Source organism: Paraburkholderia nodosa, assembly GCF_001718195.1.
In the GTDB taxonomy this organism is placed as follows: domain Bacteria; phylum Pseudomonadota; class Gammaproteobacteria; order Burkholderiales; family Burkholderiaceae; genus Paraburkholderia; species Paraburkholderia nodosa_A.
This window is the reverse complement of record NZ_MCNV01000002.1, coordinates 270605-287447: the sequence shown is the minus strand read 5'-3', so window position 1 is coordinate 287447 and position 16843 is coordinate 270605. Positions and strand designations below refer to the sequence as shown.

Sequence of the window (16843 nt, the reverse complement as noted above, 5' to 3'; positions counted from 1 at the left end):
GCCGAATAGATATTTTGTTCGGCCAGGCCGAACGTCGTTCGGCGCGTTATTTATGGTAGTTTCCACCTTGATGACTGTCAATATTGGCAGCGCTAAGCTGGCTGAAACGCTCGACCGCCCGCTAGCGGATAAAAGACGAAATACAAATGACACAAACGGACCAAACCATTGGCGAGCGCAACGCGCTTCGCAGCGTCAGCCGGGCGCTCGATGTCCTGGAGACACTGGGGGCCAGCGATAACGAGGGGCTTACCGTTGCCGAAATTGCGATGGCAATCGGCGTGTCGAAGAGCACGGCGTTCGAGTTATTGCAGACGTTGCTCGCCCGTCATTACGTCACCGATGTACGCCTTGGCGGCTCACGGCGCTATCGGCTCGGCTTTGCGCTCGTGCACCTCGGCGACCGGGCGGCGGCAGACGTCGGCATCTCCCAGCTTGCGATGCCGGTTCTGCGCGAGCTGACCGACACGACCGGTCTCACGTCGCGGCTCGCGGTGCTCGACGACAACGGCTATGCCGTCGCAATCAACCGGGTGGAGGCGCCCGGCATCGTGCGGATCGCGTCCGCGCTCGGACAACGCGAACTCCCGCATTGCTCGGCGCTCGGCAAATCCCTGCTTGCGTTATTGCCGCCGGCGCGCGTTGTCAAGCTGCTCGCGCATACCGGCATGCCCCGCCGCACCGAGTACACCCGCCTGACACCCGCTGAGCTGATGAAGGATCTGATTCTCGTCGCCGAGCGCGGCTACGCATTCGATGACGAAGAAGACAATCTGGGCGTGGTTTGCGTCGGCGCGGCAATCACGAACCGAGACGGCGAAGGCGTGGCTGCAATCAGCGTGACGACGCTCAAGAACGGGCTGGATGACGACGACCTGCACGCGCTGGGGCGCACGCTGCGCGCTCATGCCGAGCGCATCAGCCGGATGCTCGGCGCCCAGATTGTCCCGCAACGCGGCGCGGCGAGCTAGCGCGCATCTATCTCCCTGGCGGATCACCGGTGCCCCCGCGACGGGGCGAGGACCTCATGCTGACCACCTTTTTCGATCTGTTCGATCTGCACGACGCGAACAGCTATCTGCCCGATCTGCTCAGGGGGGCGCTCACGAGCATCGAGCTGACCTTCAGCATCCTGACGCTCAGCCTGCCGTTCGGCCTGCTGCTCGCTATCGCCAGAATCAGCCGCGCGCGGCTGCCGAGAGCCATTGCGTCGGTCTATATCGAGGTCATTCGCGGCACGCCCGCGCTGCTGCAACTGTTCTACATCTACTTCGTGCTGCCTTCGTTCGGGATTCGCTTCGCTCCGTTCACGGCGGGTGTCATCGGGCTGTCGATCAACTACTCAGCGTATCTCGCCGAGGTGTATCGCGCGGGCATCGAAGCCGTGCCGAAGAGTCAGACGCAAGCCGCGAAGGCGCTCGGCATGTCCGGCCGCCAGACGATGCGCCTGATCGTGCTTCCCCAGGCCATCCGTATCGTCGTGCCGCCGCTCGGCAACTATGCGATTTCGCTCTTCAAGGACACCTCGCTCGTGTCGATCGTGACGGTCAAGGAGCTGATGTTCACCGGCCAGATCATCTCGTCGACGAACTTCCAGTACGTCACGATATTCACGCTGGTCGGCGCGCTTTACCTGGCGTTTTCCTGGCCGAGTGCCCTGGCCGTGCATTGGCTCGAGCGCAAGATGGGCACCACGCGGCCGGCGAACGCCGCAGTGCGTGCGCGATGACCGGCGCCCTCGAGCGAGAGGCAGCAACGCGATTGACGCGATCGATTCGCCACATGTGGATAACTAACTCATTCGGGGTGCTTCATGCGCAAGGCTATGCAGGTTTTTGCATCGATATTGATAGGCGTTGCAACGTCGCTGTCCAATGCCCATGCGACTGATAGCGGCGCAATCAGCGATGTGCGCTTCGAAGGCGGAGACGGCTCGTACGCGCGCGCAATCAGGAACGGCATCACGCTCGTGATCGCCGCCGACCCGCCGTCGACCTTCCGCGACGAGAAAACACACACGTTCGACGGCGCGGACGTGCGCATCTTCCGCGAAATCACGAAGCGGCTCAAGATCACGAAGGTCACGTGGGACATCGTGCCGTTCGACGCGATGATTCCGGCACTGCTCGCCGGCCGTGCCGACGTGATCGTCGACAACCTGCACGAGAACGAGCAGCGGCTGCGCGTCGTCGCATTCACGAGCCCGGCATACTGGTACGGATCGGGCATCGCGGTGCAGCGTGGCAATCCGTCGAAGATTCATGGGTGGGACGACTTTGCCGGGCATACCGTCGGCACGGTGCGCGGAAGCTTCAATCACCAGTTGCTCGAAGGACGCAAGGACCTCAAGGAGCTCAAGCTCTACACGAGCAGCGAGGCGGAGTTCTCCGATCTGATCGCTGGGCGCATCGACGTTGCGATGGAAGACGACGTCAAGATCGGGCAATTCCTGAAGCAGCATCCAGCTGCCGCAATGCAAATGGTGGCTGATTACAGGCCGCTGCCGCAGGAGTATGGATACGCGCGCTACGCGTTGCGCAAGGGCGACATCGATCTGAATAACGCGGTGTCGCGAACGCTCGACGAACTTCGCGCCGACGGAACGCTGGGATCGATCATCAGGCAGTTCGGCTATACCGACCGCAATCTCTGGTATTTCCCGGTGAAGAACTGATTTCGTCGCGTACCACGCTGCCTGTCGGTTTCAGGCAGCAAATGCGCGGTCGCAGATCTCGACGCGGTTACGGCCGAGATGCTTGGCGTGATAGAGCGCCGTGTCGGCATCGCGCGCCAGCTGCTGGATCGTTGCTTCGGCAGCGGCGAGACAGGCCACGCCGATGCTGCATGTGTATCGAATGACGGGCGCGGTGAAGCCGGGCTCAGCGATTCGCGTGCGGACCACTTCGGCCAGTTCGTGAGCCTGTTGCAGGGAGAGTGCGGGCAGCAACACGGCGAACTCTTCGCCTCCCCAGCGCGCGAGACAGGCTGACGCCGGTATTGCCGCACTGGCGCGTTCCGCGAAGTCGATCAGGACGTTGTCTCCCATATCGTGCCCATGCTCGTCGTTGACCCGCTTGAAGTGGTCGAGGTCGATCAGGAGCATGGAGAGCACGGCCCCGTTGCGCTTCGCCAGTTCGCGTTCCTCTTCGAATGCGAGCGCGAGCGCGCGGCGGTTCAGCAAACCTGTCAGCGGATCGCGGTAAGACTGCCGCTCGAGCTGGATACGTAAGCGCTCCATGGCAATCAGCAGAAGACCCACTGTCACGAGCAGGGAAAACGCGGCGCCCGCGGTGAGATAGAACGTCTGCATCCATTCAGGATGGAAGAGATCGGGTAGGCCCTTCGTAGCAAGACCGATGGAGATGCAGCGTGCGGCTGCGACTGCGCATTCGGCAAGAAGCAGTGCGCCAACGGCAAGCGCCGTGCGGCTGGGGCGGCCAAGGCGCAGCATCACCACGCCGTGCGTGCCGTAGAGCACCGCGAGCACCCCGGTGATCACGATCATGCGGCCCGCAATCGATGGATGGACCAACCACAGCCAGGTCATGCCGGCCGCGGCAACGGAAACGAGCAACGAGACGAAGCGCCAGCTGGGCTGGCACCCATAGAGGAGCTGGGTGCCAACGAGTCCCAGCCCCGCGCCAAAAACGATTCCGCAGTTCGCAACCAGAATCGAAAGCCAGTCCGGCACGCTGCCACGAAACGCGAGGAGGAGTACCGATACGCTGACCACCAGCGCACCCGATGCCCAATGACGGACGCCGCGTATGTTCTGAGGAAAGCTTCGGGCCAGCGAGAACAGCGCGATTGCCATGAGTCCCGGCATGACCGAAGACATCAGGATGACCGTGCGCAGATCGAAGAGCGGCATGCGGGTTCGGCGAGAGTAGGCACTGCGCCTATATAACATATCGATGTCGTCGAGCGCGATGCCAGAGTGAGGCGTGATCGATAACACACGCAAGCGTTGCATAAATTCGCGGGCAATGCCCGTCATGCGCGTGCCGGAAATTCATCGGCTCCCATTTTTACGCCCTTCAGAATTTCCGTATCCTGCCGTTACCGCATGGATGGCATGCCGTGTTGCGCGTTGTTGAAGTTGCCGGTTCCGGGAACGCGTGCGTAGATGGCGTTGTACGAGCACACATTCTCTTTGACAGCATGAGAAACCCTGGAATGGACGCAGAAAGCGAGTACGGCGAGCCGCTCAGCAACCTGCCTATGCCGGTCATCCGTTACGACGCGCAGGGCCAACGGCGCTACATGAATGGCGCAGCCGTGGCGATGATGAGGGCTGCATCCGAAGGCGCCTGCGCGACGAATGCCGAAGCCGGGGTGTTTTCGTCCGAGGCATTGCAGCAGTACCTCGATACCATTCGCGAAGTCGCGATCACCGGCGTTGCGCGCGAGCTGGAACTCCCATTCGCCGGCCTGCCGCAGACGCACGGTGAGCATTACCTCGTGCAGTTCGTAAGCCATCCGACACCGGACTCGGCTCCTGCGGTACTCGCGATCTATTTCAACATCACGGCGCGCAAACGTGCGGAGGCAAAGCTCCGTGAACGCGAGTCGTTTCTCGAATCGTTGCTCGATACGATGCCCATTCCTGTGTTTTCGAAAGACAGGGAAGGGCGGTACCTTCATCTCAATCGGGCGTTCGAAGAATTTCTTGGCGTCCCCAAGGAGCGATTCATCGGCAAGACCGTCTTTGAGACGAGTCCGCACGAGCTGGCGCAAACCTATTTCGCCATGGACGAGGAGCTGTTCGCGAAAGGCGGCATCCAGCGCTACGAATTCAAGGTCCAGAACGCCACGAAAGCGGTGCGCGACGTGGAATTCAGCAAGGCGGTCTTCCACGACGATGAGGGCCACCAGGCCGGCTTGATCGGTGCGATTCTGGACATCACCGAACGCAAGCGGGCGGAGTCCGAGCAGCGGGCTCAATACGAGAAGATCCTTCAACTCAACGGCCGCCTCGAAGACAAGGCGCGTGAACTGTCCGACGCGCGCGCCCAGTTGATGACCGTGCTCCATACCATTCCGGATCTGGTGTGGCTGAAGGACACCGCCGGCAACTTTCTGCTTTGCAATTACAGCTTCGAGCAGTTTGTCGGCAGGCCGAAAGCTGAAATTCTCGGGAAAACCGATTACGACATCTTCGATGCCGAGCTGGCGGACTACTTCCGGGGACGCGACAAGGCAGCAATCGATGCGCTGCATGTTTGCGTGAACGACGATTGGGTGGTCGCTCCGTCGACCCGCGAACGGACCTTGCTCGAAACTCGGCGTCTGCCGGTGTTCGGTGCAGGGGGGACGGTGGCGGGTGTCCTCGGCGTGGCACGCGACATGAGTGAGCGGCGCCGTTTCGAAGAAAAGCTGGCCCGCCGGGAACGCGAGTTTCGAACCCTCGTTGAAAACTCGCCCGATACGGTCGCCCGTTACGGACGGGATTGCCGGCGCCTCTACGTCAATCCAACGTTCGCAGCGCTCGCCACTGGAGGAGCGCAAGCGCTGCTGGGCAGGACACCGGCTGAATACCCAGGCGGGCCAGGGTCCGTCCTCTATGAGCAGCAGCTCAGGGAAGTATTCGCCACGGCAAGCGACAGGGAATTCGAATTGGTCTGGGGGCCTGACGAAAACAAGGAACTGTGCCAGCTGATCCGCTTGACAGCGGAACTGGGTGCGGACGGCAAGGTGGAAACCGTCCTTGCCGTAGGGCGGGATATCTCGGAACTGCACGCTTCCAGAGGAAAGATCCATCGGATGGCGTATTTCGATGCGCTAACGGCGCTGCCGAATCGCGTCCTGTTCAACGAGCAATTGCGTCAGGCAATCTCGAACAGCAAGCACGGCCACTATACGGCCGTCATGATGATCGACATGGACCGCTTCAAGGGTGTCAACGACACGATGGGTCATGCGGTCGGTGACGAGTTGCTGCGTGAGGCCGCGCGTCGACTGGCTGCCTGCGTGCGTGTGGGGGACACGGTGGCCCGCTTTGGTGGTGACGAGTTCGCCGTTCTGCTGCCGGAGACTGCCGATCGCTGCATCCTCGAGGAAATTTCCGCGAGGATCATCCGGCGGCTCGACGAACCTTTCCTGCTCGACGGCAGAGAAGTCTTCATATCGTGCAGCGTCGGGATCGCGCTGCATCCGCTCGACAGCACCGACGCGAAAGATTTGTTGAGATACGCAGACTCCGCGATGTACCTTGCGAAGCGCTCAGGGCGCCGCGGCTTTCGCTTTTACACAAAGGACCTGACCGTCGAGGCCACGGCACGTCTTTCGCTCGAATCAGAGCTGCGGCGCGCAGTCGATCTGGGCGAGTTCGAGTTGTATTACCAGCCCCAGGTGACGCTTCGCGGTGCGCAAGTCATCGGCTCGGAAGCGCTGTTGAGATGGAATCGCCCCGGAGAAGGCTTCATTCGCCCGGATCAGTTCGTGCCGCTTGCGGAGGAAACCGGTCTTATCGTCGATCTTGGGCGGTGGGTGCTTCGCGAGGCTTGTTGCTCGGCCGTCGAATGGAATACCGGGCGTGGCGCGCGCCACAGGGTGTCGATCAATCTTTCCGCGCGACAGTTTCAGTCGCGCGACCTCGCACTGACGGTCAAGGATGTCCTCGATGAAACCGGTTGTCGACCGGAATGGCTGGAGTTCGAGATTACGGAAAGTCTGCTGCTGGAAGAGGACGACTCGGTTCTGAACGCGCTTCGCGAATTTGAAAGCATGGGTCTATCGATCGCGATCGATGATTTTGGCACCGGCTATTCCGCACTCAGCTATTTGACCCGATTCCCGATTGATACGCTCAAGATCGATCGTACGTTCGTGCAGCGAGTCACGACGGATCGGCGCCATGCCGAACTCGTGAAAGCGATCCTTTCCATCGCACGTTGCCTCGGGCAGCGGGTCGTTGCCGAAGGCGTCGAAACCATAGAGCAGGCCGCCTTTCTCGATGCCCATGGATGCGAGATTGCGCAGGGCTTTCTCTACAGCGTGCCGCTGCCAAAGCCTGCCATTGCATCGCTTCCGCGCCATCTCGATCCAGGCGCTGCGTACACGGTGAATCCGTAAGGGCGTGCGAGGCCCGACGAAATAAATTCCTTCCAGCTGTAACCGGGAAGCGCAACCGAGCGAACTAAGAGGCAGTCCTGTCGTTCTGGAGACAGATCATGTCCGTTCGGCTCGTTGCTATTGCGTTCTTTTTTCTCGTCGCGCCCGTCGTGGCCTCAGCCAGGCCGGTCGTGGTCGAGCTGTTCACCTCGGAAGGGTGCTCCTCGTGTCCGCCCGCGGATGCCTACCTGTCTGAGCTATCTCGCGAGCGCCGGGAGGTGCTTCCCCTCGCATTTCATGTGACGTACTGGGACGGCCTGGGCTGGCGCGACCCCTACTCGCTGGAAGCCGCCACGCAGCGCCAGGCCGAGTACAGCGCGCGTTTTGGTGAGAGCGCCTACACGCCCGAAATGGTGATCGACGGCCAGAAGGGACTGGTGGGTTCGAATCGACGTGCAGCCGAGGCGGCGATCGCGATCGCGCAGAAAGCGGATGAAGCAGGGGTGGATGTGAGTGGTGTGCGCCACGGCGGGACGTTATCAGTCATGGTGGGACGCGGCACCGGCCACGGTCGGGTCTTGCTGGTTGGCTATGACACCGGGCATGTCACCGAGGTCGGGCGAGGCGAAAACACGGGGCGTACGCTCAGGGAGGCCAACGTCGTTCGCTCGATACAGGCCGTCGGCGAATGGACCGGCGCGCCGTTGAAACTCGAGCCTCCTTCGCCGGCCGGTGAACAGGCGGCAATCCTGATCCAGTCGACGGATGGTGCGATCATCGGCGCGGCGCGAGTGACCAACGGTGCGCCTTGAGCCGCCGGGAATGGTGCTATCAGGTCTTTCCATCGCCATTACTAAGGTGTGCTTTGTATATCGTCGAACGACGCTATGAGGGCAGAAGGAGTGCGCAGTGCAGTGGCAGTTCCCCTAACGAAGTCGTGTCTACCAGGCAAGGAGTTCGTCATGTCATTTGTCACGTTCGCTTCATCGTTTCCTTTGCGGACCATCGCGTTCGCCGCGGCGCTGGGATTCGCTTCAAGCAGCTTTGCGCAAGCCGCTTCCGAGGCCGATCCGCCCGGGGCCGTCTACGTCATGTCGAACCAGCCTTCCGGAAACTCGGTTCTCGTCTATGCTCGAGCCACAAACGGAACCCTGACCTACGCGGCCACCTACCAAACCGGCGGAAAAGGAGCGGGCACGGGCGCCGATCCGTTGGGCTCGCAGGGCGCGCTGACGTTGGACTCGGGCTTTCTGCTTGCGGTGAATGCCGGCAGCAATGATGTTTCGCTTTTCGCAATCGATGGCAGCAAACTGACGCTGCTCGACAGAAAGCCGTCGGGCGGTCAGATGCCCGTCAGCGTGACGGTCAAGGGGCCGATCGCGTATGTGCTCAACGCCGGCGGCACGCCGAACATTAGCGGCTATTTTGTCGACGCACTCGGCAAGCGCCTCGTTGCGTTACCCGGCTCGCAACGGCCGCTGGCCGGTGGAACCGCCGCCCAGCCGGCGCAAGTCAGGTTCGCACCGGAAGGCAACGAATTGCTGGTGACCGAAAAGGGCACGCAACTCATTGACACGTATTCTGTCGGCTTTACCGGCTACGCCTCGACATCGACCCCTCATGCCTCGAACGGCGTTACGCCGTTCGGCTTTTCCATCACGACACGCGGATATGCAATCGTCTCCGAGGCCGGGTCCGGTTCCGTTTCCTCATACGAAGTCGAAGACGGCAAACATCTCGAGTCGATCAGCGCGGCGATCCCGCTGGGCCAGGCCGCTCCTTGCTGGCTTGTCACGACCGGCGACGGACGTTTCGCCTTTACTGCCAATGCCGGTAGCGGCACGATCAGCAGTCTGCGCATTGCCGCGGACGGGAAGATCAACCTGCTCAATGCCGCTGCTGGTACGCTCAGCGCTCCGCTCGACATGGCGCTCAGCAGTCGGAGCAAATTCCTCTATGTGCGGGAAGGCAACGGCGCCGTAAGCGGCTTTCGCGTGATGCCCGACGGCACGCTCGAACCGATTGGTTCGGTGACCGGCGTACCGCCCGGAGCCCAGGGGATCGCGGCGCGCTAGCAGCGCGCAAGTCACGTCTGATCAAAGAGACGTTATAGAGGAGGTTTTCGAAATCCTCGCATTCGCTTGATTCTCTATGCAACTGGTTGCATTATCGACCTCGCCGTCATACAACCAGTTGCATAAACATGACCAATCACTATCCCCATCTTCTGCGCCCACTCGACCTGGGCTTCACGACCTTGAAGAACCGCGTGCTGATGGGCTCCATGCACGTCGGTCTGGAGGAAGCGCCGAACGGCTTCGAACGTATGGCCGCGTTCTATGCGGAGCGCGCGCGTGGCGAAGTTGGGTTGATCGTGACCGGCGGCATCGCGCCGAACGAACGCGCGCGCCCCATGCATGGCGGCGCGATGTTGACGACAGAGCGGGAAGCCGAGCGGCACCGTACGATTACGCGCGCCGTCCACGCGGAAGGCGGCAAGATTGCGATGCAGATCCTGCATTTCGGTCGCTACTCGTACCAGCCGATGCTGGTCGCACCCAGCGCGCTGCAAGCCCCCATCAATCCGTTCACCCCTCACGCGCTGAGTGACGACGAGGTTGATGAAACCATCGACGATTTCGTCCGCTGCGCAGCCCTCGCGCAACATGCCGGCTACGACGGCGTGGAGATCATGGGCTCCGAGGGCTACCTCATCAACGAATTCATCGCGATGCGTACCAATCATCGCACTGACCGCTGGGGCGGCAGTTACGAGAACCGCATACGTTTCGCGGTGGAGATCGTGCGCCGCGTGCGCGAGCGTGTGGGCCGCAATTTCATCATCATCTACCGGCTTTCGATGCTCGATCTGGTCGAGGGCGGCTCGACGCTGGAGGAAGTCATCCAGCTCGCACAGGCTGTCGAGCAGGCGGGCGCCAGCATCATCAATACGGGCATCGGCTGGCACGAGGCGCGCATTCCCACCATCGCCACCAAGGTGCCGCGCGGCGCCTGGGCCTGGGTCACGCAGCAACTAATGGGGAAGGTCGCGGTGCCGCTCGTCGCCACCAATCGCATCAACACGCCCGAGCTCGCCGAACAGCTGCTCGCCGACGGCGCGTGCGACATGGTGTCGATGGCGCGCCCATTCCTCGCCGATGCCGAATTCGTGCGCAAGGCTCGCGAGGGCCGCGCCGACGAGATCAATACCTGCATCGGCTGCAATCAGGCTTGTCTCGACCATACTTTTGCTGGCAAGGTCACGTCCTGCCTCGTCAATCCGCGGGCCTGTCACGAGACGGAAATCGTCATCCGGCCTGCTGCGCAGCCAAAGCGTGTGGCGATCGTGGGTGCGGGTCCGGCCGGTCTCGCCTGCGCAGTGACCGCGGCCAGCCGCGGGCATGCCGTTACGCTCTTCGAGGCCAGCACCGAGATCGGCGGCCAGTTCAATATCGCGAAAAAAGTGCCGGGCAAGGAAGAGTTCCATGAAACGCTGCGTTACTTCCGCCGCCAGATCGAATTGACGGGCGTCGAGCTTCGCCTCGGCACGCGTGCGAGCGCCGAAGCGCTGATGCAGGAGGGCTTCGATGAGGTGGTCGTGGCAACCGGCGTTCTGCCGCGCGAGCTGCGCATCGAAGGCGCCAGCCATGCCAAGGTGCTGGGCTATCTGGACGTGCTGCGCGACGGCAAGCCGGTGGGATCTGACGTCGCCATTGTGGGGGCTGGCGGAATCGGCTTCGACGTGGCCGAGTACCTCGTGCATGAAGGCGAGTCCGCGAGTCTCGATCCGCAAAAATTCTTCGCCGAATGGGGCGTCGATACGAACTATGCCGAACGCGGTGGATTGCGTCGGGCGGTCGTGAGTCCGGCGGCTCGCAGCGTGCATCTGCTGCAACGCAGGCGCTCGAAGGTTGGCGAGAACCTTGGCAAGACGACGGGATGGATTCACCGGACGGCCTTGAAGGCGCGCGGCGTCGGCATGTCCTCCTCGGTGGAATACCAGCGCATCGACGACGATGGGCTGCACGTGAGCATCGACGGTGTGCCGCAAACCCTCGCTGTCGAGAACGTCGTGGTTTGCGCAGGACAGGAGCCGCTGCGCGAGCTGGCGGACCAGTTGCTGGCCGCCGGCCGCAAGGTGCACGTGATCGGCGGTGCTGCCGAGGCTGCCGAACTCGACGCCAAGCGGGCCATCCATGAGGGCACCACGCTTGCCGCTTGGTTGTGAGCGCGCTGCGTTTTCCCCGGACCTGAAAACGGACCCGATATGACTGACGCCATACTCAATCTGTCTCCCGCTGTCGCGCGGTCCCTCGCGATCTGGCATGAACTCGTGGACAGCAAGGATCTCAGCGGGCTGGAGTCCATCGTGCATCCCGAGGCCGTTTTTCGCTCGCCGATGGCGTTCAAGCCCTACGGTCCCGCGCCCGCCTTGCTGATGGCGCTGCGTACGGTGATCACCATTTTCGGGGACTTTACCTATCATAGGCAGTTCAGCAGTGCCGACGGGCTGAACGTCGTGCTCGAGTTCGGCGCGACCGTGCAGGGCAAGCAGCTCAAAGGCATCGACATGATCCGCTTCGATGAGGCGGGCCTCATCGTCGAGTTCGAAGTGATGATCCGGCCGTTCAATGCATTGCAGGTACTGGGTGCCGAGATGGGCGCGCGTCTGGCTCATGTTCTCCCCGCGTATAAAGCCGCGAGCCATCCATGAACGATCAATACTTTCGCCTCAGTAACGAAGCCGGCATCGCGCATCTTCAATTGAACCGTCCCGACCGGCTCAATGTAATGGACCTCGCGTTTTATACGGGCCTGCGCGAAATGGTGCAGGCACTCGATGCGAGTGGCGAGGTCCGCGTGCTCGTCATCAGTTCGACGGGCAAGCACTTTTCGGCCGGTATGGATTTCGAGGTGTTCGCCAACATAGCGAACGACTTCGACACCCGCAGTCCACGCAAACGCCTCGGTTTTCAGCGCGCTCTCGCAGATCTGATGGACTGCTTCGACGTGCTCGACAAGGCACGTTTCCCCGTTATCTGCGCCGTGCAGGGCGGGTGCATCGGAGGCGGCCTCGACCTTGCCGCTGCTTGCGACATTCGCGTGTGCACGGCGGACGCCTTCTTCTTCTGCCTGCAGGAAACGCAGATCGGCATGGTGGCCGATCTGGGCGTGCTGCAACGCCTGCCCAAACTCATTCCTGCGGGCGTCGCGCGCCAGATGGCGTACACCAGCGAGCGTTTGAGCGCCGAACGGGCGCTCGCCGTGGGGCTCGTCAATGCCGTGCTGCCCGACGCCGATGCGCTCCAGCACCATGCGATGGAGCTGGCCCGCAGCATCGCATCGAAATCGCCGCTGGCTGTGGCGGGGAGCAAGACGGCGATGAACTTCGCCCGCGACCACGCAACCGCGGAGTCGCTGCAGCACATGGCCCTGCTTCAGAGCGCCATATTCGATACCGCGGACCTCTCCGAAGCCATCGCAGGCTGGCAGGCCAGGCGTGACCCGCGCTTCGATGGCTTGCCGCCGTTGCCTGACTGATCTCCCGCTCTCGCACTACGTCTGCCTATACTGGACTTCGTAAGTCAGTCACGCGAACCAGTACTGAAGAAGAGGCGCGTCATGTCGAGAACAAGCAAAACTCTGCTCGTCCGAATCGCATTGATCTGCGTGTGCAGCTGCCTCGCGAACGCCTCACGCGCGCAGGTGACGCGAATGGAGGTCATCCCGATTCCGTCCGTGACGCTCACGGACCAGGAATTTCTGAGCGGGCGCGAGGATGGCAAACCTGTTACGGTGGCTGGCGAACTTCGGCTTCCCCGAAACGGTACTGACCGGCTTCCGCTCGTCATCCTGCTGCATGCGTCCGGCGGAATCGGCAGCAGCATCACCGACTGGGAGGAGTATTTTCTATCGCTCGGTGTCGCGACTTTCGTAATCGACAGCTTCTCCGGCCGAGGTATCGTCAACACGATCAACGATCAAGCGCAACTCGGCCGCCTGGCACAGACCGAGGATGCCTATCGCGCCATTGCGACGCTTTCGAAGCACCCGAGAATCGACCCGAACCGGATCATGCTCATGGGCTTCTCGCGTGGAGGGCAAAACGCGCTCTATGCAAGCCTGAGCCGGTTCCAGAAGATGCACGCCCAACCCGGCACCCAGTTCGCGGCGTTCGTCGCTTTCTATCCCGACTGTACCTCCACGTATCTCGAAGACGAGGATGTCGTTGGCAAACCAGTGCGTATTTTCCAGGGGACTGCAGACAACTACAATCCCGTCGCGCCATGCCGTGCCTATGTGGAACGTCTGAGAACGAAACTGCATGACGTCCAGTTGACCGAGTACGTCGGCGCCAGTCACTTCTTTGACGCGCGAGCGCTCAGGCAACCCCAGCAGCTATCGCAGGCGCAGACCACACGAAACTGCCGGACGATCGAGGTCGAAAACGGACTGCTCGTCGACGCCACGACGAAGCAACCGTTTAGTTATAGCGATGCGTGTATCGAGCGCGGGACAACCATCGCATACGACGAGAACGCGGCGGCCAGTGCCAAAGAAGCCGTCGGCGGAATCGTCAGGGCCGTGCTGAAGCCATAGGTTCACTGTGACCGGGTCGAAGGCCGGGAGCTTCGCCAGTCCCGAAACGGCATTTCACATCGGGCGCCGAAAGGCCGTGGCGCAAGCCCGTACTGCCGTCGGCCGCATAGAATTCGCGCGGTTTGGGTTCGAACCGCGATACGAATGGCCCGTCTCAGTGCCCGAAACGGGTGCGCCGCGACGCATATTAGTGCACGTTGTTACCGGCGCAGGGCGAAGAAACGCCTTCCACGCCACAAAGCCGTGCCTGGGTTCATTGGCACGCTTCTCGCTTTAAGGAGTGGGCAAGGAGCCGGCGCAGCATCCGGTTCAGACAATCTGGAAATGGACAGCTAGGGTTCCGGCCTGCTTCTCGCAGGTGCTGGTCCGAGAGCTGGCGACCTCAGGCGAGGTTACACGGCGGGATAAAAGCCCGGGAGAGAACGCGATGTTTGCGCTGCTCCCTGCCGTTGCTAACCGTCCCTTTCGAGGTCAACCTCATGCGCAAGCTCGTTCGCTGTCTTGGCATCGCCGCCGTCTCCCTCGCCACCTTCGCTTCAAGTTCCGTGTTCGCTGCGGGCCGCAGCGACTTCAAGGTTTGCTGGACCATCTACGCCGGCTGGATGCCGTGGGGCCAGGCAAAAACCCAGGGCATCATCTCTAAGTGGGCCACGAAGTACGGCATCAAGATCGATGTCGTCCAGCTGAACGACTACGTCGAATCCATCAATCAGTACACGGCTGGCAAGTTCGACGGCTGCGCAATGACCAACATGGACGCGCTCACCATCCCGGCTTCGGGCGGCGTCGATTCGACTGCGCTGATCGTGAGCGACTACTCGAACGGCAACGACGGCGTGCTCATGAAGGGCAAGGGCAGGCAGATCGCCGACCTGAAAGGCCAGCAGGTCAATCTCGTGCAGTTCTCGGTCTCTCACTACCTGCTCGCACGCGCTTTGGAAAGCGCCCATATGAGCGAGCGCGATCTCAAGGTCGTGAACACATCCGACGCCGATATCTCGGGCGCATTCGCGACGCCGACTGTTCACAACGCGGTGACGTGGAACCCGATGCTCGCCGATCTGAAGGCGCAGCCGAACGTTACCGAAGTCTTCGATTCGAGCAAGATTCCCGGCGAAATCATGGACATGATGGTCGTCAACACGAAGACGCTGCAGGAGAACCCGGCGCTCGGCAAGGCACTGACCGGCGCATGGTTCGAGATGGTCGCGCTGATGCACAGCAATTCGGCGGCGAGCACCAGCGCGCTGACGTCGATGGCGAAGGCCTCCGGTACCGACCTTGCGAACTTCAAGGGGCAGCTGTCGACCACCGCGCTCTTTTACACACCTCAGGCGGCAGTCGCTTTCGTCACGAGCCCGGACATGCCGAAGATCATGACGCGCGTCGCGAAGTTCTCCTTTGACCACGGTCTGCTCGGCCAGGATGCAAAGAGCGCGGATTCCGTGGGCATGGCATTCGACAAGAATGTGATCGTCGGCGACAAGAACAACGTCAAGCTGCGTTTCGACCCGAGCTACGTCGAGATGGCGGCCGCGGGCAAGCTCTGAGACTGATTTCGAAGCCACAACCAGGCGGTCACCATGCGACTCATCAATCGACATCCGAGCCGGATCGGCAGCATGATGCTGCTCCTGCTGCCGTTCGTCGTGCTGTTTGCCGTGTATTTCACGGGATCTGCGCAGCGGCTCAAGCTCAATCCCGACGACAAGCTGCTTCCGAGCGCGGCGCAAATGAGCGATGCCGTGAGATTGGTCGCATTCACCGAAGACAAGCGCACGGGTGAATATCTGTTGTGGGACGACACGCTGTCGAGCTTGCGACGACTGGGTATCGGTCTCGTCGTGAGCGCGGTAATCGCGCTGGTGGCCGCTATCGCGACCGGCTCGTTTCCGCTCGTCAGCGCAACGCTCTCGCCATTCATCACCGTCGTCTCGATGGTGCCGCCGCTGGCCGTGCTGCCGATTCTTTTCATCGTCTTCGGGCTCGATGAGCTATCGAAGGTCGTGCTCATCGTTTTCGGCATCACGCCGATGATCATTCGGGACCTGCATGCCCGTGCCCGCGAGATTCCCGCCGAGCTGTGGGTCAAGGCGCAGACGTTGGGGGCTACGAGCTGGACGGTGATTCTGCGTCTGGTTTTGCCCCAACTCCTGCCGCGCCTGCTGGTGGCGATGCGTCTCTCGCTCGGAGCTGCATGGCTCTTTCTCATCGCCGCCGAAGCGATCGCGTCGACGGACGGCCTGGGCTATCGCATCTTCCTCGTGCGCCGCTACCTCTCCATGGATCTGATTCTGCCGTACGTCGCCTGGATCACGCTGCTCGCGTGGCTCACCGATGAACTGCTTCGCCGCATCACGCAGTGGTCCTTCCCCTGGTACGGCGGAGGTGGGCGATGATCGAAGTCCGTAATGTATGGAAAGAGTACGGCGGCCAGGTAGTTCTGGAACGTTTGAATCTGACGATCCAGGAGGGCGAGTTCTGTTCGATGGTCGGCGCGTCCGGCTGCGGAAAGTCGACGTTTTTGCGGCTGCTGCTGGGTCAGGAGCAAGTGACGCGCGGCGAGATCCTGCTGGACGGTCAACCGCTGCCGGGCGAGCCGGATGCCCATCGTGGCGTGGTGTTTCAACGCTACTCGGTGTTCGAGCACCTGAGCGTATTGCGCAACGTGATGCTGGGACTGGAGCTTCCGAAAGCGAAGCTCACGGGCAGACTCTTCGGGGCGCAGCGGCGCGCCGCGCGAGACGAGGCGGCCGCCATGCTCGAGCGGGTGGGGCTAGGTGCGGCCCTGAACAAGTACCCGCAGCAACTCTCCGGCGGTATGCAGCAACGCCTCGCCATTGCACAGGCCCTGATGATGAAGCCGCGCGTCCTGCTGCTCGACGAGCCGTTTGGCGCACTCGACCCCGGTATCCGCAAGGACATGCACACGCTGCTCTCGGACCTGTGGCGCGAAGCGAAGCTGACCATTTTCATGGTTACGCATGACCTCAAAGAGGGCTTCACGTTGGGAAGCCGTGTGCTGGTTTTCGACAAGGTCCGCGTGGACCCCCAGGCGCCGGGTGCCTACGGAGCCCGTGTCACCTACAACATTCCACTCGACCGCAGCCGCGAATCGGTGTCCGCGGTGCATCTGGCGCGCGCGGCCGTTCAAGGCGCGTCCAGCATCGAAGCGGTCTCATGAAGGGAA

14 protein-coding genes and 1 riboswitch are annotated in these 16843 nt (G+C 61.8%); of the genes, 13 read left to right on the top strand and 1 reads right to left on the bottom strand.

All coding sequences use genetic code 11. From position 1 onward, the window contains the following. Positions 1-146 precede the first annotated feature (146 nt). The 3 genes from BFD71_RS04615 (at position 147) to BFD71_RS04605 (ending at position 2674) form a co-directional block, all read left to right on the top strand. Complete coding sequence (locus BFD71_RS04615) at positions 147-971, top strand: IclR family transcriptional regulator (protein ID WP_083245058.1); 825 nt, start codon at positions 147-149, stop codon at positions 969-971. 56 nt (positions 972-1027) lie between these two features. Then, entirely contained in the window at positions 1028-1729 is a 702-nt protein-coding gene (gene ehuD, locus BFD71_RS04610; protein WP_069262105.1) for an ectoine/hydroxyectoine ABC transporter permease subunit EhuD, read from the top strand. 84 nt (positions 1730-1813) lie between these two features. Continuing rightward, on the top strand, positions 1814-2674 hold the full coding sequence (locus BFD71_RS04605; protein ID WP_083245057.1) for a substrate-binding periplasmic protein: 861 nt from the start codon (positions 1814-1816) through the stop codon (positions 2672-2674). Between the two features lie 30 nt (positions 2675-2704). Here BFD71_RS04605 and BFD71_RS04600 read toward each other — a convergent pair whose 3' ends face one another. Continuing rightward, on the bottom strand, positions 2705-3871 hold the full coding sequence (locus BFD71_RS04600; RefSeq protein WP_069262103.1) for a GGDEF domain-containing protein: 1167 nt from the start codon (positions 3869-3871) through the stop codon (positions 2705-2707). 305 nt (positions 3872-4176) lie between these two features. On the opposite strand from BFD71_RS04600, the gene BFD71_RS04595 reads away from it, so the two are divergent. The 10 genes from BFD71_RS04595 (at position 4177) to BFD71_RS04550 (ending at position 16837) form a co-directional block, all read left to right on the top strand. Continuing rightward, positions 4177-7074, top strand: a complete 2898-nt coding sequence (locus BFD71_RS04595) for a bifunctional diguanylate cyclase/phosphodiesterase (RefSeq protein ID WP_069262102.1) — start codon at positions 4177-4179, stop codon at positions 7072-7074. Positions 7075-7172: 98 nt separating this feature from the next. Then, the gene (locus tag BFD71_RS04590; RefSeq protein ID WP_069262101.1) at positions 7173-7865 is read left to right on the top strand and encodes a DUF1223 domain-containing protein; all 693 of its coding nucleotides are present in this window, start codon (positions 7173-7175) and stop codon (positions 7863-7865) included. Positions 7866-8015: 150 nt separating this feature from the next. After that, complete coding sequence (locus tag BFD71_RS04585; protein ID WP_069262100.1) at positions 8016-9128, top strand: lactonase family protein; 1113 nt, start codon at positions 8016-8018, stop codon at positions 9126-9128. Positions 9129-9256: 128 nt separating this feature from the next. Beyond that, positions 9257-11281 carry an NADPH-dependent 2,4-dienoyl-CoA reductase gene (locus tag BFD71_RS04580; RefSeq protein WP_069262099.1) on the top strand — a complete coding sequence of 675 codons (2025 nt, stop codon included), beginning with the start codon at positions 9257-9259 and terminating at the stop codon, positions 11279-11281. 39 nt (positions 11282-11320) lie between these two features. After that, complete coding sequence (locus BFD71_RS04575) at positions 11321-11767, top strand: nuclear transport factor 2 family protein (protein WP_069262098.1); 447 nt, start codon at positions 11321-11323, stop codon at positions 11765-11767. Beyond that, positions 11764-12594 carry an enoyl-CoA hydratase-related protein gene (locus BFD71_RS04570; protein ID WP_069262097.1) on the top strand — a complete coding sequence of 277 codons (831 nt, stop codon included), beginning with the start codon at positions 11764-11766 and terminating at the stop codon, positions 12592-12594. Before BFD71_RS04575 ends, BFD71_RS04570 begins: the two co-directional genes overlap by 4 nt. Before the next feature lie 174 nt (positions 12595-12768). Next, positions 12769-13653, top strand: coding sequence for a dienelactone hydrolase family protein (locus BFD71_RS04565; protein WP_256094489.1), 885 nt, complete (start codon positions 12769-12771; stop codon positions 13651-13653). A gap of 321 nt (positions 13654-13974) precedes the next feature. Further along, a riboswitch (guanidine-I (ykkC/yxkD leader) is annotated at positions 13975-14074 on the top strand. Between the two features lie 58 nt (positions 14075-14132). Continuing rightward, the gene (locus tag BFD71_RS04560) at positions 14133-15203 is read left to right on the top strand and encodes a putative urea ABC transporter substrate-binding protein (RefSeq protein ID WP_069262095.1); all 1071 of its coding nucleotides are present in this window, start codon (positions 14133-14135) and stop codon (positions 15201-15203) included. A 33-nt stretch (positions 15204-15236) separates the two neighbouring features. Next, a complete protein-coding gene (locus BFD71_RS04555) occupies positions 15237-16052 on the top strand; it encodes an ABC transporter permease (RefSeq protein WP_069262094.1) in 816 nt (271 codons plus the stop codon). After that, positions 16049-16837 (top strand): ABC transporter ATP-binding protein, encoded by a 789-nt coding sequence (locus BFD71_RS04550; protein ID WP_069262093.1) that lies wholly within the window; start codon positions 16049-16051, stop codon positions 16835-16837. The genes BFD71_RS04555 and BFD71_RS04550 overlap by 4 nt, the downstream gene beginning before the upstream one ends. Positions 16838-16843 lie beyond the last annotated feature (6 nt).